Genomic DNA, 22,070 nt, shown 5'->3' on the forward strand with positions numbered 1-22,070 from the left:
ACGCGGGCGGGTGCTTCTATGCGGAACGTCCGGGGCTCGTGACGCCCAGCGCGGGTGTGGATCGAGACGGCGGCCGTCGGTGCCCGGGCCACCGTGGATCTCGAGACCGGGGCGGATCGATCCGCAATGCCTCAGTGATCGTGGCGCAGCGCGTTGTCGCCGAGGGTCGCGTCGGCGAAGCCGCGGCAGTAATCCCACGTGACGTAGGCATCGGGCTGCGGATCGTAGGCCGGTTCGTGTGGGCGCACCGTGCCGTCGACCAGCAGTTGCAGCAGGTTGGCCCGCAGCATGTCCCAGTCGTGATAGTGATCCTGATTGCAGTCGTCGCAGCAGACGACCAGGCCGCGGAAACCGCGCGGAGCGAGCAGACCTTCGTATACCGCGAGATCGGCGAGATCCTCCTCGACCGCCAGCCGCTCCCGCGAATCGAGCGGCCGTCCCGGCTCGATCGCGTCGAGCGCAGCAGAGGGATCCGCCGGATCCCCGGCAAACGGGTCCGGCGGCAATCCCGGTGGAAGGTGATCGCGCACGAGGTCCACGGTACGCAAAACGGGTCGGGTAGCGCCAGCCGGGTCGGCGGCCCGGTCGGGATTCCGCGGCCCCCAACGCCGATGACGAGCGGGTATTCGACCAGGTAACCGGCCGTGTAACCGAAGAGTTACCGGCACACCGGCGGCAGTGGATCGGTCTCCGGTCGAACCGGATACGATTAACGGGAACACGAGTCCGTCGTTCATTGTTGTGCGCATTGCTCGTAGTGATCATCCGGCGGGAATCGATGACCGATCCGCCGGGACGCGATCGTGTCGAGCACGTGTCAATCCATGCGCGCCGCATCGTTGTCGAGATTTCGGTGCGGTATCAATCAGGAGGTCGACAACCGGATGAGTACGTCTATCGCTCCGCGTACGACGACCGAGACGGCCGTGCGAACCGGGGGAGATGATCCCGGCAAGGTCGCGATGCTCGGGCTGACCTTCGACGATGTTCTGTTGATCCCCGATCAGTCGGATCTGCTGCCCAGTTCGGTCGACACCTCCAGCCGCATCACCCGCGAGATCAGCCTGCGGGTTCCACTGGTCAGCTCCGCGATGGATACCGTCACCGAGGCGCGGATGGCGATCGCCATGGCCCGCGCCGGTGGCATGGGCGTGCTGCACCGCAATCTCTCGGTCCAGGACCAGGCGGGCCAGGTCGAGACCGTCAAGCGCTCCGAGGCGGGCATGGTGACCGATCCGGTCACCTGCAAGCCGACCGACACCCTCGCCGAGGTCGACGCGCTCTGTGCGCGATTCCGTATCTCCGGTCTGCCGGTCACCGACGAGTCGGGCGCGCTGGTGGGCATCATCACCAACCGCGATATGCGCTTCGAGGTCGACCACAACCGGCCGGTGTCGGAGGTGATGACCACCGCTCCGCTGATCACCGCGCGCGAGGGGGTCACCGCCGAGGCGGCCCTGCGCCTGCTGCGCAAGAACAAGATCGAGAAGCTCCCGATCGTCGACGGGCACGGCAACCTCACCGGCCTGATCACCGTCAAGGACTTCGTCAAGACCGAACAGCATCCGCTCGCCACCAAGGACCGGGACGGCCGACTGCTGGTCGGCGCGGCGGTCGGGGTCGGCGCGGACGCGTGGACGCGCGCGATGACGCTGGTCGACGCCGGTGTGGACGTGCTGATCGTCGACACCGCCCATGGACACAATTCGCAGGTCCTCGACATGGTCAGCAAGATCAAGGCCGAGACCTCCGGTGTCCAGGTCGTCGGCGGCAATGTCGCGACCCGCGCCGGTGCCGCCGCCCTGGTCGAGGCCGGGGCGGACGCGGTCAAGGTCGGCGTCGGACCGGGCTCGATCTGCACCACCCGCGTGGTCGCCGGCGTCGGCGCCCCGCAGATCACCGCGATCCTCGAGGCCGACGCCGTCTGCCGCCCGGCGGGAGTGCCGGTTATCGCCGACGGCGGCATGCAGTTCTCCGGTGACATCGCCAAGGCGATCGCCGCCGGCGCGTCGACCGCGATGCTCGGTTCGCTGCTCGCCGGCACGGTCGAGTCGCCCGGTGAGGTGATTCTGGTCAACGGCAAGCAGTTCAAGAGCTACCGCGGCATGGGCTCGCTGGGAGCGATGCAGGGCCGCGCCGGCGCCCGCTCGTACTCGAAGGACCGCTACTTCCAGGACGACGTGCTCGCCGAGGACAAGCTGGTTCCCGAGGGCATCGAGGGACGCGTCCCCGTGCGCGGGCCGCTGTCCCAGGTCATCCACCAGTTGACCGGCGGATTGCGCGCCGCCATGGGCTATACCGGCTCGGCGACGATCGAGGATCTGCAGAAGGCTCGCTTCGTTCAGATCACCGCGGCGGGCCTCAAGGAGAGTCATCCGCACGACATCACCATGACCGTCGAAGCGCCGAATTACACCGCACGGTAGCGTTCAGGTGCTCCCGGGGGAGGGCCGGGGGTAAAGCCGATGGATCTGTCGCGGGGCCGTGGTGCGCGCGACGAGGGGAAGGGTTGCCGTGCGCGATCTCGTCGAAATTGGGATGGGTCGCAGTGCCCGCCGGACGTACGAGCTGGATGATGTCGATATTGCCGCGTCCCGCCGGACGCGATCGTCGAAGGACGTATCGGTGTCCTGGCAGCTCGACGCCTATCGGTTCGATATCCCGATCGTCGCGCATCCGACCGACGCACTCGTCTCGCCGAGCTTCGCGCTCGCGCTGGGCAAGCGCGGCGGCCTCGGCGTGCTCAACGGCGAGGGCCTCTGGGCCCGGCACGCCGACGTACCGGCGAAGCTCGAGTACCTGACCCACCTGGCGGAGACCGCCGAGGACCCCAACGACGCGTTGCGGTACCTGCAGCAGCTGCACTCCGAGCCGCTCGACCCGGACCTGCTCGGTGCCGCGGTGGCCGAGATCAGCAGCTCCGGGGTCACCACCGCGGTGCGGGTCAGCCCGCAGAACGCCCGGGTGCTCACCCCGATCCTGCAGACCGCGGGGATCGACCTGTTGGTCATCCAGGGCACGATCATCTCCGCCGAGCATGTCGGCCGGGGCGGTGAGCCGCTCAACCTGAAGACCTTCATCGCCGATCTCGACATCCCCGTGGTCGCCGGCGGCGTCAGCGACCACCGCACCGCGCTGCACCTGATGCGCACCGGCGCGGCCGGCGTCATCGTCGGGTACGGCTCCACCCCGGGGGCGACGACCACCGGTGAGGTGCTCGGTATCGCGGTGCCGATGGCGACGGCGATCGCGGACGCGGCGGCGGCGCGGCGCGACTACCTCGACGAGACCGGCGGCCGCTACGTGCACGTGCTGGCCGACGGCGGGATCGAGACCTCCGGTCAGCTCGCCAAGGCGATCGCCTGTGGTGCGGACGCTGCCGTGCTCGGTGCGCCGCTGGCCGTCGCGGACGTCGCCCCCGGGCGCGGCTGGTACTGGCCGTCGGCGGCCGCCCATCCGTCGATGCCGCGCGGCACGCTGCTCCCGGTCGGGGAGCCGAATCCGCCGAGCCTGGACGCCGTGCTGACCGGCCCCTCCGGGGATGCCTTCGGCACGCTGAATCTGGTTGGTGGCCTGCGCCGTTCGATGGCCAAGGCCGGCTACTCCGACCTGAAGGAATTTCAGCGCGTCGGGCTGAACGTCCAGGGCTGACCGCCCTGGTCGACGCTGTCGACCATTTTGGTGTGACTCGCGGAAACGCGTATATGCTTTTGTGAGTCACATCATTGGGAGGCGAACCCATGGCCGAATCGACACAGCCCGTCGATCCAACCGAACAGCCTGCGGACCACGATTTCGACGTCCTGATCATCGGATCGGGATTCGGCGGGAGCGTATCGGCGCTGCGGCTGGTGGAAAAGGGATACCGCGTCGGTGTCCTCGAAGCCGGACGGCGCTTCGCCGACGCCGACTTCGCACGCACCAGCTGGGATCTGCGCAAGTTCCTGTGGGCCCCCGCCCTCGGGTGTTTCGGGATCCAGCGCATCTACCTCATGCGTGAGTGCATGGTGCTGGCCGGTGCCGGGGTTGGCGGCGGCAGTCTCAACTACGCCAACACGCTCTACGTGCCGCCTGCGCCGTTCTTCCGGGACCGGCAGTGGGCGGACATCACCGACTGGCAGGAGGAGTTGGCGCCGCACTACGAGCAGGCCCAGCGCATGCTCGGTGTCGTCCGATACGGCAAGACCACCCCGGCCGACCGCGTGCTGCGCTCGGTCGCGGAGGACATGGGCGTCGCCGATACGTTTGTCTCCACCCCGGTCGGGGTGTTCTTCGGCGCACCGGGCGAGACGGTCCCCGACCCCTACTTCGGCGGGGCGGGCCCGGAGCGCACCGGCTGCATCGAATGCGGTGAGTGCATGACCGGATGTCGGCACGGTGCCAAGAACACCCTGGTCAAGAACTACCTCGGATTGGCGGAGGCCGCCGGCGCCACCGTGCTGCCGATGACGACGGTCACCGATTTGCTCCCGCAGGCCGACGGCTCCTGGCAGGTGCGCACCAAGCGTTCCGGGTCGGTGCGACGCGGTCGCCGGACGTACACCGCCGGCCGGGTCATCCTGGCCGCCGGCACCTGGGGGACCCAGTCGCTGCTGCACCACGCCCGTGACACCGGAGCGCTGCCGCGGCTGTCCGATCAGGTCGGCGTGCTGACCCGCACCAACTCGGAGGCGATCCTCGGGGCGGCCCGCACCCGGGTCGACCCGGATGTCGATTTCACCGAGGGGGTGGCGATCACCTCCTCGTTCCACCCGACGCCGAATACCCACATCGAACCGGTGCGCTACGGGCACGGGTCCAATGCGATGGGCCTGCTGCAGACGCTGATGACCGACGGCGGCGGCAGCCGACCGCGGTGGGCCAAGTTCCTCGGCCAGGCGGTCCGCAACCCCGTGCACACCGCGTCGATGTTGCAGGTCCGCCGGTGGAGCGAGCGCACGATCATCACCCTGGTGATGCAGCACCTCGACAACTCGATCACCACCTTCACCAAGCGGGGCCCGCTCGGCCGACGGCTGAGCAGCCGGCAGGGCCACGGGGAGCCGAACCCGACCTGGATCCCCGAGGGCAACGAGGCGACCCGTCGGATCGCGGAGAAGATCGACGGCGTCGCCGGCGGCAGCTGGCCGGAGATCTTCAACATCCCGCTGACCGCGCACTTCCTCGGCGGTGCCGTCATCGCCGAGACCCCCGACAAGGGGGTGATCGATCCGTACCACCGCGTGCACGGTTACCCGACGCTGTACGTGGTCGACGGCGCGGCCGTCTCGGCGAACCTCGGCGTCAACCCCTCGCTGACCATCGCGGCCCAGGCCGAGCGGGCGGCGTCGATGTGGCCGAACAAGGGGCAATCCGATCAGCGCCCGCAGCAGGGTGAGGCCTATCGGCGGGTCGACCCGGTCGCCCCCGAGGCGCCGGTGGTGCCCGCGGGTGCCGCCGGCGGGCTGCGGCTGCCGATCGTCGGGGTGACCTCGGGGCGGGTGATCGCCGCCGATCCGCCTCCGCTGCGCGACCTCGATCACTCCCGATCGGCGTCCTGACCGACCCCGTCGGCGCCCCGATACCCCGGCGATACGCCCGGACGTCTCGTCGGGGCCGGGGCGCCACTAGACTGCCCGTCGTGACCGATAATGCCGCGAGCGTGCCCGCCCCTGCCGAGGACGGGCCGCAGCCCGCGGTGCTGGTGGTCGATTTCGGTGCGCAGTACGCGCAGCTGATCGCCCGCCGAGTCCGCGAGGAGCGCGTCTACTCGGAGGTTGTCCCGCATACGATCACCGCCGCGGAGGTCGCCGCGCGCGCCCCGATCGGGTTGGTCCTCTCGGGTGGGCCGTCGAGCGTCTACGAGCCCGGTGCCCCGAGCATCGATCCGGCGATCTTCGACCTGGGTATCCCGATCTTCGGGATCTGCTACGGCTTCCAGGCGATGGCCTCGGTGCTCGGTGGAGCGGTGACGCATACCGGCACCCGCGAATACGGTCGCACCGGCCTCGAGGTCGAGGCGGGCTCGCTGCATGCGGGTCTGCCGCAGCGGCACGAGGTCTGGATGAGCCACGGCGACGCGGTGACCGAGGCGCCCCCCGGATTCGTGGTGACGGCGTCCACGCCGGGTGCCCCGGTGGCGGCCTTCGAAAACCGGGAGCGGCGGATGGCGGGGGTGCAGTATCACCCGGAGGTCATCCACAGCCCGCACGGCCGCACGGTCCTCGAGCGGTTCCTGCGCGATATCGCCGGCATCAGCCCGACCTGGACCGCGGCGAGCATCGCCGAGACGTTGGTCGAGCGGGTGCGCGAGCAGATCGGCGACGGCCGCGCGATCTGCGGCCTGTCCGGCGGCGTCGACTCCGCGGTCGCCGCGGCCCTGGTGCAGCGGGCGATCGGGGACCGGTTGACCTGTGTCTTCGTCGACCATGGTCTGCTGCGCGCCGGCGAGCGCGAGCAGGTCCAGCAGGACTTCGTCGCGGCGACCGGCGCCCGGCTGGTCACCGTCGATGCCGTCGACACCTTCCTGGGTCACCTCGAGGACATCACCGATCCCGAGGAGAAGCGCAAGATCATCGGCCGCGAATTCATCCGCAGCTTCGAGGGTGCGGTCGCGGATCTGATCAGCGAGTCCGGCGGCGACGGTATCGACTTCCTCGTCCAGGGCACGCTGTACCCGGACGTCGTCGAATCCGGTGGCGGCTCCGGTACCGCGAACATCAAGAGCCATCACAACGTCGGGGGACTGCCCGACGACCTGCAGTTCGAACTGGTCGAGCCGCTGCGCACCCTGTTCAAGGACGAGGTCCGCGCGGTGGGGCGCGAGCTGGGCCTGCCCGAGGTGATCGTCGCCCGCCAGCCCTTCCCCGGTCCCGGCCTGGCGATCCGCATCGTCGGCGCGGTCAGCGAGCAGCGGTTGACGACGCTGCGGGCCGCCGACGCGATCGCCCGTGCCGAACTGACCTCCGCCGGGTTGGACGGCGCGATCTGGCAGTGCCCGGTGGTGCTGCTGGCCGATGTGCGCAGCGTCGGTGTGCAGGGCGACGGACGCACCTACGGGCATCCGATCGTGTTGCGCCCGGTCTCCAGCGAGGACGCGATGACGGCCGACTGGACCCGGGTGCCCTACGACGTGCTCGAACGGATCTCCACGCGGATCACCAACGAGGTGCCGGACGTCAACCGGGTGGTTCTCGACGTCACCAGCAAGCCGCCGGGCACCATCGAGTGGGAGTGACGGCGCTGCCCCCGTCGCGCGGCGGCAGGGGAGCGCTCAGCTGCCGTCGGGCGTGATCCGGGCGAAGCCGTCGGCGAGGGACGCCGCCAACTGCAGGTAGGCATTGGTGGTGCGGCGCCCGAGCAGCGACATCTCGATCGGACCCCCCTCGGCCAGATGCGCATCGTAGGGCAGGTTGGCGACGCCGCGCACCCCCCGGGACAGGAAGACCTGTTCGAGGCGTTCCGGATCGAGGGCGCCGGGACCCGGACGCAGCGAGTTGATCGCGACCATCGAGTGCGACACGAGATCCTTGTAGCCGTGCTCGTTGAGCCAGGTCACGGTGGCTACGGCGCTGCGCGCACCGTCGCGGGCCGTCGAGGAGATGATCACCAATGCGTCGGCCTGGTTGAGGATGCCGTGCATCGCCGAATGGGAGATACCGGTACCGCAGTCGGTCAGCACGATGTTGTAGTGCACCTCGAGGATGCGCAGCGTGTCGAGATAGTCGCTCTCGCTGAAGGCTTCGGCCGTTGTCGGGTCGACCTCGCTGGCGAGTACCTCCAGGCGTGAGTCGCCCTGCGAGGTATAGCGCCGCACATCGCTGTAGGTGCGCACCTTCGGATCGGCCAGCAGATCGCGGACGGTGTATTCGTGTTCGCGGTGGACGCGGTCGGCGAGGGTGCCGAGGTCGGGGTTGGCGTCGATCGCGATCACCCGATCGCCGCGCACCGACGCGAAGGTCGATCCGACCGTATTGGCGACGGTGGTCTTGCCCACCCCACCCTTGATCGAGACGAAGGCGATCTTGTGGCGGCCCCGCATCGGCTGATTGATCCGGGTGACCAGCTGGTCGTGTTCGAGTTCCGCCTGCGAGGGGCCCAGGTTGATCGAGCCCGCGGACGCGGTGTAGACGAGCTTGCGCAGGCCGTGTCGGGCGGGACGTTTCGTCGGGCGCAGCAGGGTCAATTCGTCGACCGCGGACTCCGGCGCGGGCGCGGCGAAGGGTGCCGCGTCCCGGGTGACCCGCTGCGGAGGTGGCAGCGGCGCGACCGGCTCGGCGGGGGCCCGATCGTCGACGTCGCCGCGGGCGGACGGGATCTGCTCGACGGGTGCGACGGTCATCATCTCGGTCTCGGCCGCGGGCAGGTCCGCCGCGAAGAACATCGGGGGACGAGCGCCGTCCACGTCGGGCGCACCGGAGTGTCGCTCCACCTCGGTCGGCGCGGCGGGATGCTCCGCGCCGGCGCGCGCGGGATGGCTGTCCGCATCTGCGGGGACCGGGCGCCGGTCGCCCTCGGACGGCACGGGACGGCGATCGGAACCGGGGAGTGCGATCGACGCGCCGTGCTGGTCGGCGAGCGGGCGACCCGTGCCGGTTGGCGACGGACCGTGGCCGTTCGGCCGGGGCGCGGGGGGAGCCTGGAGCGGGGTGACCGGTACCTGTGCCCACCCGGACGGCGCCGGCGGCCCCGACGGAACGGCCTCGTTCGGCACGGTGGGGGCGGTGGCGACCGCTCGCTCGACGTCCTCCTTGGTGCGGATGAGCGTCGGCTGGGCCGTGGTGGGGACGGTGATCGAGTGGGAGGGGGTCCATTCACCGGCCGAGCGATCGGTGGTGTCCTGTGGGCCCTGTTGGGTATCGGTCACGGACGTCCATCTCCCCTTCCGGCGACGGTCGAACCGTCGCATCCCACCGATGCTCCGACCGTCGGGAACGGTGGCGTCGGCACGACGGGTGTGACACCGCCTGCCGAAGGTCCGACCTGCCGGATTCTACCGTGGGAACAGCGGAAACCGGGTACTCGGCATCATTGTGTTATCTGCAGAGTACCCGGTTCCGGATATCGAGCTACCGAACGCGCTTTCGGTCCGGTTTCATCAACAGGAACGCTCCGCCCGCGGTTGCGGCTATGACGATCAGCCAGCCCAGCGGTAGATCGAACAGTCCGGCCACCGTCTCCGGGCCCAGCAACCCGGCCAGGGCGATCGTGATCGTCAGCAGACCGGCGATCATCAGCGGTGCCGAGCGTCGGCGCACCTGCGGTTCGGAGTCGCCGAGGGTCGTCTGCGTATCAGCCATTGCGCACCACCTGAACGTCGGCGAATCGAGCGGACATGTCGAGCGTCAACACCGGATCGTCGGCATTGCCGGCAGCCGGGATATCGCAGAGCGCCTCGGCCATCTTGGCATCGCAGGTGACGTCCACCCGCATATCGGCCGGGACGGTGACCGTCGTCTCGCCGAAGTGCGTGGTGATGTCGATGGTGCGGTCGGCGTCGAGGTCGATATTCGACAGGTCGAGGGTGAACTCGCCGAATCCGTTGGCGTAGCTGGAGCTCAGGTCGTCGACCGACTGGGGACGCATCACGGCGGTCTGCCCACTGACCACGGTTTCCGCGTCGAGATCGAAGATATCCCCGGGGACCAGCGAGGCGGTGATCATCACCGCGGACAGCGGGGCGGCGAAGAAGAGCAGCCCGTAGCCGCGGCGGCGCAGGCCACCGAAGAGCAATCCCAGGCCGATCACCAGCAGCGCGACCGCCGACAGGTGCGCGAGGGTGACCCAGGACCCGCCGGTCGCGAGTCCGACGCCGGCGGTGGCCGCGGTGATCACGATCGCCGCGCCGAGCACCTTCGAGGTGTAGTGCGAGCGTCGCCGACCGGCCGCGACCGGCTCGGCCGGTGCGTTCGGGTCGGGCAGATCCCAGGCGAAGGGGGCGACGCCGAGCGGATCCCACGACGGCGGGCGGCCGGGGGTGAACGGCGCGGTGTTCGGGCGGCCGGCGGCCGGGTACGTGGCGGCCGCGGCGCCGCGCTGTTCGGCGGTGGTCGCGGTGGCCTTGTGCAGCGACGGGCCCGGGGTGGTCGCGGTGTCCTTCGACAGGGACGGTCCGCCGGTAGCCGCAGGTCCGGCGGTGGTCGCAGGTCCGGCGGTGGGTGCCGGGCGGCCGGGAGCCGGGGCGCCGGGTGCGGCGGCGGGCGGGGCCGGGCGGGTCGGCTCGGGCTCGTAGTGATCCGGCAGCACCGTATAGGCGTTCCAGGTCGACCCGGTATCCCAGAGCGAGTCGGTCCGACCGAATACCGGACCCGACGCCACGCCGGGTGCGGGGTTCGAGCCGGCGGGGAGCGGATACTCGACCGGCGGATTCGGGGTCCGCTTGTACAGCAGCCACCAGGCGGCGCCCATCGCGATCAGCGACAGCGGGCCGGCGCCGATCAGTCCGACACCGATCGGGGTGCCACCGATCAGGCTGAGCAGGGTCGCTCCGGCGACCAGGACGGCCGCGGTCTGCGAATCGCCGGATCGGCCGCGGCCGAGCAGCATGTCCGCCATCGAGACACCGCTGCCGGCGCGCGGCAGGGTCAACCAGGCGAACAGATAGAGGAACAGGCCGGAGCCACCGAAGATGGTGGTGACGACGAAGGCGATGCGCACCAGGGTGGGGTCGACGTTGTAGCGATGGCCGAAGGCCGCGGCGACACCCGCGATCGGACCTCGATCGGGGAGCCGATGCGGTCGGGTACGCCACAGCTGGGCAAGCTGCTGACTGGGGCTGGGATTGGTCACCACACCATCGTGCAAGAGCGGGGGTGCTCCGCACATCGGGTGAATCCCTGAATCCGTCCCCCGAGAGCCCCGGGGGTGTGGGGATCGGATCCGGGTTGTCCCCGATGCCCGAGACGCCGGTGCGTGCCACCATGGAGGGGTGAGTTCTCCCCGACCCGAGCAGTCCGTTTCGGCGGCCCGGGGCGGTCCGATGCTGCGGGCCGCCCGGTCGGGCGCGGCCGAATCCGGTGTCGGCGGCTCGGTCGTCCCGCTGCGGCGCCGCTCGGCCGGCCGCATCGTCGGCGGGGTCGCCGGCGGCCTGGCCGATCACCTCGGTATCGATGTCTTTCCCATCCGGGTCGCCTTTGCGGTGCTGGCGGTCCTCGGTGGATCCGGTATCGTCGCCTACGGGCTGTTGTGGATGTTCACCAGCGTCGGTGACGACGTGCGCCAGCCGTCCGCCGACGAGCGGCGGCGCGCCTACGGCCTGATCGCGATGGCCCTCGCCGGTGCGGCCGCCCTCGGATTGTTGGCGGGCAGCAGCGCGGGCTGGTTGATGATCCCGCTGGTCGCGGTGGGATGTGGCGCGGCGCTGGTCTGGCGGGAATTCGACTTCGGCGGTCAGCGCCCGACGGTGCCGCAGACCCGCCGCGCCCGTCTGTTGACCGCCGCGCGTGTGGTGACCGGCGTGGCGATGGTGCTGCTCGGGGTGCTGGTCGTCGTCGCCTTCCAGGTCGATCTCGGGGCGCTGCGCTCGTCGATGTTCGCCGCGGTCGCCACCCTGATGGGCGTCGGTCTGTTGACCGTGCCGTTGTGGATGCGTCTGGTGGGCACCCTGTCCGACGAGCGGGCCGCCAGGATCCGCAACGAGGAACGCGAGGAGATCGCCTCCCACCTGCACGATTCGGTCCTGCAGACCCTGGCGTTGATCCAGAAGCAGGCCGATCGGCCCGGCGAGGTCGCCCGGTTGGCCCGCAGCCAGGAGCGCGAACTGCGACGCTGGCTGTTCGGTGACGACGGACCCGATCACGCCACCCTGTCCGGGGCGATGCAGACGATCGCCGGCGAGGTCGAGGACACCTACGCGGTGACGGTCGACCCGGTGATCGTCGGCGAGGTTCCGCTCGACGACGGCCGGCTCGACAAGCGGGTGATCACCGCCCTGCTCGGTGCCACCCGCGAGTCGCTGGTCAACGCGGCCAAGCACTCGGGCTGCTCGGCGATCGACCTGTTCGTCGAGGCCGGGGACGAGCAGGTCAGCGTCTTCGTGCGCGACCGGGGGCGCGGCTTCGATGTCGACGCGGTCTCCGAGGATCGGCGCGGGGTGGCGGTATCGATCCGGCGGCGCATCGAGCGGCGCGGCGGCTCGGTCGACATCTGGTCGGAGCAGGGACGGGGTACCGAGATCGGCATCCACGTACCGCTCGGCCCGGTCACCGGGGCGAACGGTGACGATGCCTCCGAGGACGGCGGCGAGGACGCCGACCCGTCGGCGAGCGCCGGTGACCGGGCCGACGGCAACGCCGCCCGGGACGATGGCAGCCGGGACGACAACAACAGGGACGACAACGACAAGAAGGACGGTGTGGTGGACGCACGAGTGTCCGATCCGCAGGTGAGTCGATGAGCGGCGTGCGCGCGGCCGGCGGCTTCGGGACCCGGACGGAGTCCACCGAGCAACGGCGATTTCGCGTCTTCCTCGTCGACGATCACCGGGTCTTCCGTTCCGGGGTGCGCGCCGAGCTGTCCGATATGGCCGATATCGAGGTCGTGGGTGATGCCGGCACGGTCGCCGAGGCGATCCACGGCATCGAGGCGACCATGCCGGACGTGGTCCTGCTCGACGTACACATGCCGGACGGCGGTGGCGTCGCGGTGCTGCGCGAGATCGTGCAGGGGCCGGTCTGCCTGGCGTTGAGCGTCTCCGACGCCGCCGAGGACGTCATCGCGGTCATCCGCGCCGGCGCCCGCGGCTATGTCACCAAGACCGTGTCCGGAACGGAACTGGCGGACGCGATCCGGCGGGTCGCCGGGGGAGACGCGGTCTTCAGCCCGCGGCTTGCGGGCTTCGTGCTCGACTCCTTCACCGGTCGGTCGGCCGTCCCGGAACCGCAGCTCGACCCCGAGCTCGACTCGTTGACACCCCGCGAGCTCGAGGTGCTGCGGCTGCTCGCGCGCGGCTATACCTACCGGGAGATCGCCGAGCGGCTGGTCATCTCGATCAAGACCGTCGAGACCCACGCGTCGAATGTGCTGCGCAAGACGCAGCAGTCGAACCGGAATGCGCTCACCCGCTGGGCGCACCGCCGCCGTCTCGACTGATCCGATACGACGCCGAGCCGTACCGCTGATCCCCCCCGCCGACCGCACCGGCGGCGGGGGCTGACCGTCAGAGCAGGATCAGCAGGACGACGATCAGGATCAGGATGGCCAGCGCGGCGATCGCCATCGACAGGTAGGGCTGCGTCAGCAGGGTGGGCTTGCGCTTCGCCGGCTCGAACGGCGGTGGCGCGTAGCTGGTTCGGGGAAGCCGACGGGTATCGGCGGGACCGGTGGCGAAAGGGGCGGTGCCGGACGGACGTTGGCCGGACCGTTCGGTCGACCCGGAGGTGCTGCCGCGTCGCGCCCAGTAGGGCACCGCGCCGTCGGCCGCCCGCAGGGGGCTGTTGAGCGAGGCGCGGGTGCGCCCATCGGACTGCAGCGCGATCAATTCGTCGCGGGCCTGCCCCATGGTGGGTCGGCGCTTGGGGTCCGGTTCGAGCATGCGCAACAGGATCGCGGTCATCGCGCCGCTGCGCCGCGGCGGCTGAATCTCGCCGAGCGCCACCCGATGCAGCAATTCGCGGGTATCGGCCGCGGTACCGAACGGCGGCTGCCCCTCGGTGGCGGTGTACAGCGTCGCCCCGAGGGAGAACACGTCGCTCGCCTCGTCCGGGTCGGCGCCGCGGGCGACCTCGGGGGCGAAATAGGCCGGGGTACCGGTGATCACATCGGAATCGTCGTCGTCCTTCTCGCCGGTGGCCCGCGAGATGCCGAAGTCGCTGATCTTGACCATGCCGAGTGCGGCGCCGCGGTCGGCGATCAGGATGTTGCCCGGCTTGATATCCCGATGCACGATGCCGGCGGTATGCGCCTCGGCGAGAGCGTCGGCCACCCGCGCGCCGATCTGGATCACTTCGCTGGGCGGGATGCGGCCGACGGATCCGAGCGCCTTCGCCAAACTGCGCGAGGGCAGATACTCCATGACCAGCCAGGGTTCGCCGCCGTCGAGGGCGACGTCGTGCATCGCGATCGCGTGCGGGTTGTCCAGGCGTGCGGCCATGCGGCCCTCACGCGTTGCGCGACGGCGGATCTCGCGCGCCTGCGCCTCGTCCATATTGACGGTCGTGGTCACCTGTTTGACGGCTACCTTGCGATGCAGGAGCGTGTCGTTGGCCAGCCAGACCGAGCCCATCCCACCTCCGCCGAGCTTGGAGTCCAGGCGATATCGGCCGGCGAGGAGGTAGTCCGGGCCAACGATTCGCCCACCGTGGTGCTGTTCGGTCACCCTGGTGAGCGTAGCGGTCGCCGGGCCCGCGCGTGTGTGGTGCCGTCGGCGATCGACCCTCCTGTCCGCGGGTGCGCACGATCCCCGCATCAACCGGTTGACCGTCGCGACGGTAGCCGTGTTCAATGGACGTATTCGAAAGTGTGTTCGAATCCCTTGCGGGGATTCCGGCGGCGCGTTCGAGCGGCCGATGGGGGGACGAAGGGTGGTACACATGCTGCACGAACCGGCTCCGGCGGCCGATGCGCGAGTGGCTTCCCTGCGCCGTCGGCTGGTCGCGATGTCGTCGCCCGATCGCCCCGGTGGGGCGTCCGCGGACGGTCGGCTGCGATCGCGCGCGCACGGTTCGCTTCCCGCTCCCGCCGGGATGGAGTCGATCTTCCCGCGGGGGGTGGTCGATCGCGGGTCGGTGCTCTCGATCGCCGGCGCGGGATCGGTACTGCTCGGGGTGCTCGCCGCCGCGACCGCCGCCGATGCGCACGTCGCGATCGTGGGTATGCCCGCGTTGAGCATGCTGCGCCTGGTCGAATTGGGCGGGGTGGTCGATCGGATCGCGGTGATCCCCGATCCCGGCCCCGACCCGGTGCGGATCGCCGCGGTCCTGCTCGACGGGATCGACGTGGTGGTTCTGCATCTGGGTGGGATGGCGGTACCGCCGACGCGGGCGCGGGCGGTCACCGCCCGGGTGCGGGCCAAGGACGCGCTTCTCGTGGTGGTCGACGGGAGTTGGCCGGGGACCGATCTGCGCCTCGAGTCGCGGGTTGTCGGCTACCGGGGGGTTGCTTCCGGGCACGGGCGGCTGCGATCGATCGAGATCGCCGTGGCGGTCGACGACCGGTCGCATCGGCGGACCGAGTCGCGGCTGTCGGTGGAATCGCTTGCCGGAGAGGAACGCTGGCGGGACTGTTCGCCCGGAGCGTCGGGTGACGGGCAGTCGGCGCGGGCCCTGGCCGAGGGGGTGTCCTGATGGGCGATCGGCGGACCGGGCGGGTGCTGGCGGTGCTGTGTCCGGACTGGCCGGCGACCGCGGCGGCCGCCGCGGAGGGATTGCCGGAGGACGCCGAGGTCGCGGTGCTGGCGGCCGGGCGGGTGATCGCCTGCTCCTATACCGCTCGGCGCAACGGGGTGCGGCGCGGCCTGCGCCGTCGGGAAGCCCAGTCCCGTTCTCCCGAGGTGCACGTCTTCCGGGACGATCCGGGCCGCGACGCGCGCCTGTTCGAGCCACTCGCCGCGGCGATGGAGGAGGTCACCGCCGGGGTCGAGGTCCTGCGGCCGGGGTTGATGGTGTTCGACTCGCGGGGCATGCGGCGCCGATTCGGCGGTGAGCAGGAAGCCGCCGAGCGGTTGGTCGACATCGCCGCCGCTGTCGGGGTCGAGATACGGGTCGGGGCCGCCGACGCGTTGACCACCGCAGTGATCGCCGCCCGGCATACGACATTCGTTCCGCCGGGGGACGGCGCCCGCTTCCTCGCCGAACTGCCGATCGAGGAGTTGTCCGGCGAGCCCAGCCTCGAGGACGACACCCGCGCCGATCTGATCGATCTGCTCCGCCGGCTGGGGCTGCGGCGGATCGGGGACTTCGCCGCCCTGTCCCCGGCCGACGTCGCCTCCCGCTTCGGTCGCGATGCGATCACCGCGCACCGGGCGTCCCGCGCCGAACCCGAACGGGGGGTATCCCATCGGGACGTTCCCACCGATATCGCCGTGGAGAAGCGGTGCGATCCACCGGTCGGCCGGGTGGATGCGGCGGCCTTCGTCGGCCGCGGGCTCGCCGAGGAGGTCCATCAACGCCTCGCCGCGTCCGGGCTGGCGTGTACCCGACTGCTGGTGCACGTCGAGAGCAGCCGCGGCGATGTGCTGTCGCGGACCTGGCGATGCGGTGAGCCGCTGACCGCCCGCGCGACCGCGGATCGCATTCGCTGGCAGATCGACGGCTGGATGACCGGGCGAGCCGGTATCGCCGGCGGGCGTCAGGGGGCGCCCGGCCGTGCGGGACGGTCGGGGCGGCGGGCGGTTCGGGCGGCCGACGAGGAGCCGGTGGACGATCCCGGCGACGAGATCGACGACGCGGACGAGGGGGTGGTGCTGCTGCGCCTCGAACCGCTGGAGGTGGTCGATGCCGGATTTCTGCAGAGCGGGCTGTGGGGGGAGACCGGCCGGGCCGGCGAGCGGGCCCAACGGGCGCTGACCCGGGTGCAGGGACTGCTCGGCGGCGACGCGGTTCGGGTGGCGACGGTCGCCGGCGGATACGGGCCGGGGGAGCGCATCACCGAGATCCCCTTCGGCGACGAGCGGGTGCCGCACGCCGATCCCGCCGCCCCGTGGCCGGGTCTGCTGCCGCAGCCGACGCCGGCGATCCTGTACCGGGAGCACCCGGATATCGACGTCCTCGACCGGATCGGGGCCCCGGTGCTGCTGACCGAACGCGACGAGCTGTCCGCGGTACCCGAGCAGGTGCGCCGGCGCGATCGGCGGTGGCGGCTGCGGGCCTGGGCGGGTCCCTGGCCGGTACATCGCCGATGGTGGGCGACCCCCGGCCGGCCCGACGCCGACATCGACGGGCCGCGCGCCCGGATCCAGGTGGTGCTCGACGACAACCGCGCGCTGTTGCTGCTCTACACCGACGCCGGGTGGCGGGTCGAGGGGCGCTACGAATGATCGACCAGTTGCTCCGAGTCGTGCCACAGCGTCTGCGCGAGCTGCTCGTCGTAGGACACCTTCGACGAAGCCACCTTCGACAGCTTCCCCTCCTTGGCCTGGAAGTATCCGCCGGTCCCGTCCGCGTAGCGCGGGTCGACGGCCAGGTCCGCCAGCGCCGCCCCGGAGAACGTGGCGGTCGAGGTGGTCACGCCGATGAGCTTCATCAGCCGATTCGGCAGCGAGGTGCTCATCACCCACCGCACCGCCGCGGGCATATCGCGCACGAGGCCGGTCCCGGTCACCGATCCCGGGTCGTAGGCGATCGATGCGATCGAGCTGCCCTCCCGCTCCAGGCGACGGGCGAGTTCGTAGGCGTACATGACGGTGCAGAGCTTCGAGGTCGCGTACCGCTTGCCCACCGACAGCGGCTTGGCGCCGTTCTTGCCGTCGTTGGCCAGGGCCACGGCATTCGGTGCGACCGCGGCCCCGATCAACCGGCCGTCCATGCTGTCCGCGTCGTGCGTGCCGCTGGCGGTGAAGATCACCCGACCGTCGGCGGCCATCGCGGGCAGCAGGAGCTCGACGAGCAGGAAGTGTCCGAGGCAGTTGGTCGCGAAGGTCATCTCGTAGCCCTCCGGACTGTAGGACTCCGGCCCGTCGAATCGGCCGCCTGCATTGCAGATCAGCGCGTCGAGCGGCGCGATCTCCCCGCGCTCGATCATCGCCCGGCAGGTCTGCGCGGCCTCGCGCACCGAGGCCATCGACGAGGTGTCGAGGGCGACCATGGCCACCTCGACCCCGTTGCGGGCCCGCAATTCCTCGGCGACCTCACGCATCCGGTCCGGGCTGCGTCCGGCCAGGACGAGGTTGACCCCGCGACCGGCGAGCTGCCGGGAGCATTCGAGTCCGATACCGGAATGACCGCCGGTGATGAATACGGTTGCCACAACCGCCTCCTGATGTCGATCCATGTTGTGGAGCACTTCGCCCCACCGATGCCTCCACGGTGCTGCCGCGCGGCGGGTGCAACAAGAGAGCCTCGAGACTGGGACCGGCGGTCCCGGGCAGAGTCCGCGCGCGCCCGAGGACAGATCCCGCTCCGACGAGGACAGTGGGGACATGGATCGTGCCGAATTGGCAACTGTGCTGCGGGCCGCGCGGGCGCGCATCGCGCCGGAGGAGGTCGGCCTGACCGTCGGGCAGCACCGGCGGGTGGCCGGCCTGCGCCGCGAGGAGGTCGCCCAGCTCGCGGGCCTGAGCGTCGACTATGTCGTGCGCCTCGAGCAGGGCCGGGCGCCCCAACCGTCCGTCCAGGTGCTCACGGCGTTGACCCGGGCCCTGCGCCTCGACCGCGACGGCCGCGACCTGGTCTTCCGGCTTGCGGGCAGCGCGCCCCCGCTGCCCGGCCTGATCGAGATGACCATTCGGCCCAGCGTGCTGCGCCTCCTGCAGCGCTTCGCCGACCTGCCCGCGCTGATCCTGTCTGCGAAGGGAGATGTGCTGGCGCAGAACGAGTTGGCGGCGGCGCTGCTCGGCGACCTCACCGCGCTTCCCGAGCGGCAGCGCAACATCATCCGGCTGCAATTCCTCGGGTCCGACGCGGTTCGCCCGGTGCTGTCCTCGGACGATCTCGTCGTGGCGGAGGAGCAGGCGGTCGGGTCGCTGCGGGCCGCGCTCTCGCGCTATCCGGACGACGCCGAATTGCGGGCGCTCGTCGACGAGGTGATCGCCGGCAGCGAGCGCTTCCGACAGTTGTGGCAGTCCGGGACGTCGACCGTGGCGCGCACGATGACCAAGACGGTCGAGCACCCCGATGTCGGCCGGCTGACCCTGGATTGCGACACCCTGCTGCTGCCGGACACCGACCAGATGATGGTCGTCTACTCCGCGGCCGCCGGTACCCGCGAGGCGTCGGCGCTCGAGGTCCTGCGGGTGACCGGCACCGAGCGGATGACCGCGCACTGACCGCCCACCGGCCCCTCCGCGCGCCGGCCCCTCCGCGCGCCGGCCGCTCCGCCTACCGGCCGCTCCGAGCCGCGGCCGCAACCGCAGCCGCAACGGCGTCGGCCGCCGCCCGCGCAATGCGGGCGACGGCCGATCGAACGATTCCGGGTCAGACGTTGACCGGTCGGTCGCTGTCGAGTGCCAGGTCGCGGGCGTCCAACTCCAACCGCAACTTCTCGCCCTCGACGTCGACATTCGGCAGGATCCGGTCGAGCCATGCCGGCAACCACCAGGCCCGGTCGCCGAGCATCGACATGACCGCGGGGATCACCATCATGCGAATGATGAACGCGTCGAAGAAGACCGCCGCGGCCAGCGCGAAGCCCATCATCTTGCCCACGGTGTCCGGCGAGAGCATGAACGCCGCGAAGACCGAGATCATGATGATCGCCGCCGAGGTGACCACCCGGGCGCCGTGCTGGAAGCCGGTCACGATCGCGTCCTTCGCCGAGGCGCCGTGTACGTACTCCTCGCGCATCCGGGTGACCAGGAAGACCTGGTAGTCCATCGCGAGGCCGAAGACCATGCCCACCAGGAAGATCGGCAGGAACGAGATGATCGGCAGCGGGTACTGGATCAGCCCGCCCCAGCCCTCCTGGAAGATCGCCACGGTCACGCCGAAGGTGGCGCAGACCGAGAACAGGAAGCCCAGGGTCGCGGTCAGCGGCACCAGGATCGAGCGGAAGACCAGCATCAGGATCAGGAAGGCCAGCCCGACGACGACGATCAAATAGGGGATCAGCGCGGAGTCGAGCTTGCTGGACATGTCCGACAGGATCGCCGTCTCACCCGCCACCCCGAGTTCGACGCCGAACTGCGAGGAGCTGGTGTCCGCGTGCGCGCGGATCGCCTCCATCAGGTCGTGGGTTTCGGTCGAACTCGGCGCCGTCTGCGGGGTCACCCGGATCAGCGCGGATGTCGCGCCCTCCTGCGAGGGCATCGCACCGGTGCCGTTGCCGGTCCACATCAGCTGCCCGGGGTCGGCGACGTTGTTCAGCCCCTGGATGAAGCTGATCGCATCGTCGGCGGCGGGCGCGATGTCCTGCCCGTCTTGGCCCGAGAGCACCACGAACAGCGGTCCGTTGACACCCTCGCCGAAACCGGTCCGCATCAATTCCAGGGCCGGGCGCTGCGCGTCCGGGGTGAACGACATCCCCAGTTCCATGCGCGTCATCGGGACCGCGGCCACCGCGAGCACCGCCAGGCCGGCCAACGCGACCGGCAGCGGGCGGCGCACCGCGAACTTCGCCCACCGGTGCCCATTGGATTCCTTCGAGTCCGGCTCGTCGCCGTGTCGGATGCCGGGGATCCGGCCGGCGAAGGCGAACCGTCCGAAGATGCCGAGCACCGCGGGGATCAGGGTGGTCGCACAGAGCACCGACACGATCACCGCGATCGCGGCACCGATGCCCATCTGGCTGATGAAGGGCACCCCGACGATCGTCAGCGCCGTCAGCGCGATCACGACGGTCAATCCGGCGAATACCACCGACGATCCCGCCGTGCCGACCGCTCGACCGGCGGCGTCCGCGCGGCTGCGCGAGGTGTTCAGCTCGTTGCGGTACCGGGAGACGATGAACAGCGAATAGTCGATCGCAACGGCGATGCCGATCATCGAGGCGATCATGCTGACCATCTCGTTGACGTCGACGATCGCTGCGCCGAGGGTCAGCAGGTTCAGCGAGATCGCCACGCCGACAAGGGCGGTGATGATCGGAATGAACGACGCGACCAGGGCGCCGAAGGCGATGATCATCACGACGAAGGCCACCGCGAAGCCGATCGCCTCGGACGCCGATCCCTCGACGCCGCTGGTCATCAACGATCCGGTGCCTTCGACCTGCAGCCCGTTGACCGAGGAGTCGGCGATGATCTGCTTGAACTCGTCGACCGATTCGGTCGACTGGTCGGCCATCGGGATGCTCTGGGTGACCTGGATCAGGCCCACTCGCCCGTCGTCGCCGAGTACCGAGGCCGCCTGCTCCGGCGCCTGCTCGGCCACGGTCACCGGATTGGCAAGCGCGTCCCCGTTCGCGAGGTCGGGCAGCGTGCGCAGGCGCTCGATCAGCGCGTCGATATCCGCGTCGTGCGCGGCGAGCCCATCGTCGGCGTGGATCAGCACCGATGTCGAGGCCTGTTCCTGCTGTTGACTGATCGCCGGGAAGTCCTCGGCCATCAGGTCGGTCGCCCGCTGGGAGTCGGTTCCCGGCAGGCTGAAGTTGTTGGACGTCTGCGGGTCGGTCGCGGCGACGGTGCCCAGAATCGCCGCGAAGGCGAGGATCCACACCCCCACAACGAGGTATTTCCTGCGGTAGGCGAAGCTGCCCAACCGGTACAGATATGTGGCCATGCGGGGTGGTCCCTCTCCGATGAATCGCGTCGATCGCGGGCTGGTCGTCGGCGCTGGTTGATGGGCGGCGCTGGTTGAGGGCGGCGCGGGTCGATGTGAACCGGGCTGGTGACGCGGGTGGTGCGAGGTGTCCGGGTCAGTGGAGCGTCTCGGTGGCCGGCTGCTCTACCGAACGTTCGACCGTGGCCGGCAGGGTTCCGAAGCCGTTGCGCAGCAGGGCGAAACCTTCCGTCAGGTAGCGCCGGCGACTCACCGCGTCGTCGCCGGCGGTCGTCAGGGCGGAGTTGATCGTCACCACGGCGACGTGCGCGATCAGGGTGACGGTCATGGCATCGGTCCCGGTGGGCAGGCGTTCGGCGATCGCCTGTTGTACCGGATGGCCCTCGCGATCCTTCGACAGCCGCAATGCCGTCAGCTGTGGATAGGTCGAGCTGAGGGAAACGATGGCGCGCAGATCGTCGGCATCCTCGGGAAACCGTTCGAGCATCGTCGAGGTGGCCCGTTCGATCGCGTCCCAGACGTTCTCATCGGCCGGTCGCTCCCGCAATGCCGTCGTCCAGCGCTCCTCGATGCGACCGAGGTGGAACAGGATCGCGTCCTCTTTGCGGCCGAAATAGTTGTGGAACGTCCGGGTGGATACGTTGGCGGCACCCGCGATCGTCTCGGCGGTGGCCCGATCGAGGCCCACCTCCCGGGCGATGCGCAGCGCGGCGGCGCCGAGAGCGCAACGGGTGGCCGCTTTCTTGCGATCGCGCAGTCCGCGCAGTCCTTCCACCCGGCTCA

17 protein-coding genes are annotated in these 22,070 nt (G+C 70.3%); 9 read left to right on the forward strand and 8 right to left on the reverse strand.

Translation table 11 applies throughout. The features are described from left to right. Positions 1-131 precede the first annotated feature (131 nt). Positions 132-530: a DUF5319 domain-containing protein gene (locus MB1_RS07695; RefSeq protein WP_066905663.1), complete on the reverse strand. Its 399-nt coding sequence runs from the start codon at positions 528-530 to the stop codon at positions 132-134. Positions 531-884: 354 nt separating this feature from the next. On the opposite strand from MB1_RS07695, the gene guaB reads away from it, so the two are divergent. The 4 genes from guaB (at position 885) to guaA (ending at position 7,216) form a co-directional block, all read left to right on the forward strand. After that, positions 885-2,426, forward strand: coding sequence for an IMP dehydrogenase (gene guaB / locus MB1_RS07700; protein ID WP_174531939.1), 1,542 nt, complete (start codon positions 885-887; stop codon positions 2,424-2,426). 88 nt (positions 2,427-2,514) lie between these two features. Further along, a complete protein-coding gene (locus tag MB1_RS07705) occupies positions 2,515-3,651 on the forward strand; it encodes a GuaB3 family IMP dehydrogenase-related protein (RefSeq protein ID WP_066905366.1) in 1,137 nt (378 codons plus the stop codon). Between the two features lie 89 nt (positions 3,652-3,740). Then, on the forward strand, positions 3,741-5,540 hold the full coding sequence (locus MB1_RS07710; protein ID WP_066905368.1) for an FAD-dependent oxidoreductase: 1,800 nt from the start codon (positions 3,741-3,743) through the stop codon (positions 5,538-5,540). A gap of 80 nt (positions 5,541-5,620) precedes the next feature. After that, positions 5,621-7,216 (forward strand): glutamine-hydrolyzing GMP synthase, encoded by a 1,596-nt coding sequence (gene guaA / locus MB1_RS07715; RefSeq protein ID WP_066905370.1) that lies wholly within the window; start codon positions 5,621-5,623, stop codon positions 7,214-7,216. A gap of 36 nt (positions 7,217-7,252) precedes the next feature. Here guaA and MB1_RS07720 read toward each other — a convergent pair whose 3' ends face one another. The 3 genes from MB1_RS07720 to MB1_RS07730 form a co-directional block, all read right to left on the reverse strand. After that, complete coding sequence (locus MB1_RS07720; protein ID WP_066905372.1) at positions 7,253-8,845, reverse strand: MinD/ParA family ATP-binding protein; 1,593 nt, start codon at positions 8,843-8,845, stop codon at positions 7,253-7,255. A 202-nt stretch (positions 8,846-9,047) separates the two neighbouring features. Continuing rightward, entirely contained in the window at positions 9,048-9,278 is a 231-nt protein-coding gene (locus tag MB1_RS07725; protein WP_066905374.1) for a hypothetical protein, read from the reverse strand. Then, complete coding sequence (locus MB1_RS07730) at positions 9,271-10,767, reverse strand: PspC domain-containing protein (protein ID WP_169801615.1); 1,497 nt, start codon at positions 10,765-10,767, stop codon at positions 9,271-9,273. The genes MB1_RS07725 and MB1_RS07730 overlap by 8 nt, the downstream gene beginning before the upstream one ends. 190 nt (positions 10,768-10,957) lie before the next feature. Between MB1_RS07730 and MB1_RS07735 the strand changes: the two genes are divergently transcribed. Both MB1_RS07735 and MB1_RS07740 read left to right on the forward strand, forming a co-directional pair. Beyond that, the gene (locus MB1_RS07735) at positions 10,958-12,373 is read left to right on the forward strand and encodes an ATP-binding protein (protein ID WP_084351148.1); all 1,416 of its coding nucleotides are present in this window, start codon (positions 10,958-10,960) and stop codon (positions 12,371-12,373) included. Then, positions 12,370-13,068, forward strand: coding sequence for a response regulator (locus MB1_RS07740; protein WP_084351150.1), 699 nt, complete (start codon positions 12,370-12,372; stop codon positions 13,066-13,068). Before MB1_RS07735 ends, MB1_RS07740 begins: the two co-directional genes overlap by 4 nt. Positions 13,069-13,135: 67 nt before the next feature. Here the strand turns inward: MB1_RS07740 and MB1_RS07745 are convergent, their stop codons facing one another. Then, on the reverse strand, positions 13,136-14,293 hold the full coding sequence (locus MB1_RS07745) for a serine/threonine-protein kinase (protein ID WP_066905378.1): 1,158 nt from the start codon (positions 14,291-14,293) through the stop codon (positions 13,136-13,138). Between the two features lie 214 nt (positions 14,294-14,507). Here MB1_RS07745 and imuA' point away from each other — a divergent pair, with 214 nt between their 5' ends. Continuing rightward, the gene (imuA', locus tag MB1_RS07750; protein WP_066905380.1) at positions 14,508-15,260 is read left to right on the forward strand and encodes a DnaE2-dependent mutagenesis accessory factor ImuA'; all 753 of its coding nucleotides are present in this window, start codon (positions 14,508-14,510) and stop codon (positions 15,258-15,260) included. Beyond that, positions 15,260-16,951, forward strand: a complete 1,692-nt coding sequence (locus MB1_RS07755) for a DNA polymerase Y family protein (RefSeq protein ID WP_066905382.1) — start codon at positions 15,260-15,262, stop codon at positions 16,949-16,951. The genes imuA' and MB1_RS07755 overlap by 1 nt, the downstream gene beginning before the upstream one ends. Here MB1_RS07755 and MB1_RS25590 read toward each other — a convergent pair. Continuing rightward, positions 16,942-17,880: an SDR family NAD(P)-dependent oxidoreductase gene (locus MB1_RS25590; protein ID WP_169801616.1), complete on the reverse strand. Its 939-nt coding sequence runs from the start codon at positions 17,878-17,880 to the stop codon at positions 16,942-16,944. The two genes, MB1_RS07755 and MB1_RS25590, sit on opposite strands and share 10 nt — an antisense overlap. A 172-nt stretch (positions 17,881-18,052) precedes the next feature. Between MB1_RS25590 and MB1_RS07765 the strand changes: the two genes are divergently transcribed. Beyond that, on the forward strand, positions 18,053-18,898 hold the full coding sequence (locus MB1_RS07765; protein ID WP_066905386.1) for a helix-turn-helix transcriptional regulator: 846 nt from the start codon (positions 18,053-18,055) through the stop codon (positions 18,896-18,898). A gap of 148 nt (positions 18,899-19,046) precedes the next feature. On the opposite strand, the gene MB1_RS07770 is transcribed toward MB1_RS07765, so the two are convergent. Beyond that, positions 19,047-21,287: an MMPL family transporter gene (locus MB1_RS07770; RefSeq protein ID WP_066905388.1), complete on the reverse strand. Its 2,241-nt coding sequence runs from the start codon at positions 21,285-21,287 to the stop codon at positions 19,047-19,049. Between the two features lie 136 nt (positions 21,288-21,423). Beyond that, positions 21,424-22,062, reverse strand: coding sequence for a TetR/AcrR family transcriptional regulator (locus tag MB1_RS07775; RefSeq protein ID WP_169801617.1), 639 nt, complete (start codon positions 22,060-22,062; stop codon positions 21,424-21,426). Between the last annotated feature and the right edge of the window lie 8 nt (positions 22,063-22,070).

Origin of the sequence: Millisia brevis NBRC 105863, from assembly GCF_001552615.1 — a bacterium.
Classification (GTDB): Bacteria; Actinomycetota; Actinomycetes; order Mycobacteriales; family Mycobacteriaceae; genus Millisia; species Millisia brevis.

Excerpts from the sequence above, each read along its gene's own strand:
- MB1_RS07725 (WP_066905374.1), bottom strand. The coding sequence starts at position 9,278 with ATGGCTGATACGCAGACGACCCTCGGCGACTCCGAACCGCAGGTGCGC.
- MB1_RS07770 (WP_066905388.1), bottom strand. The coding sequence starts at position 21,287 with ATGGCCACATATCTGTACCGGTTGGGCAGCTTCGCCTACCGCAGGAAA.
- guaB (WP_174531939.1), top strand. The coding sequence starts at position 885 with ATGAGTACGTCTATCGCTCCGCGTACGACGACCGAGACGGCCGTGCGA.
- MB1_RS07740 (WP_084351150.1), top strand. The coding sequence starts at position 12,370 with ATGAGCGGCGTGCGCGCGGCCGGCGGCTTCGGGACCCGGACGGAGTCC.
- MB1_RS07755 (WP_066905382.1), top strand. The coding sequence starts at position 15,260 with ATGGGCGATCGGCGGACCGGGCGGGTGCTGGCGGTGCTGTGTCCGGAC.
- MB1_RS07735 (WP_084351148.1), top strand. The coding sequence starts at position 10,958 with ATGCTGCGGGCCGCCCGGTCGGGCGCGGCCGAATCCGGTGTCGGCGGC.
- MB1_RS07710 (WP_066905368.1), top strand. The coding sequence starts at position 3,741 with ATGGCCGAATCGACACAGCCCGTCGATCCAACCGAACAGCCTGCGGAC.
- imuA' (WP_066905380.1), top strand. The coding sequence starts at position 14,508 with ATGCTGCACGAACCGGCTCCGGCGGCCGATGCGCGAGTGGCTTCCCTG.
- MB1_RS07765 (WP_066905386.1), top strand. The coding sequence starts at position 18,053 with ATGGATCGTGCCGAATTGGCAACTGTGCTGCGGGCCGCGCGGGCGCGC.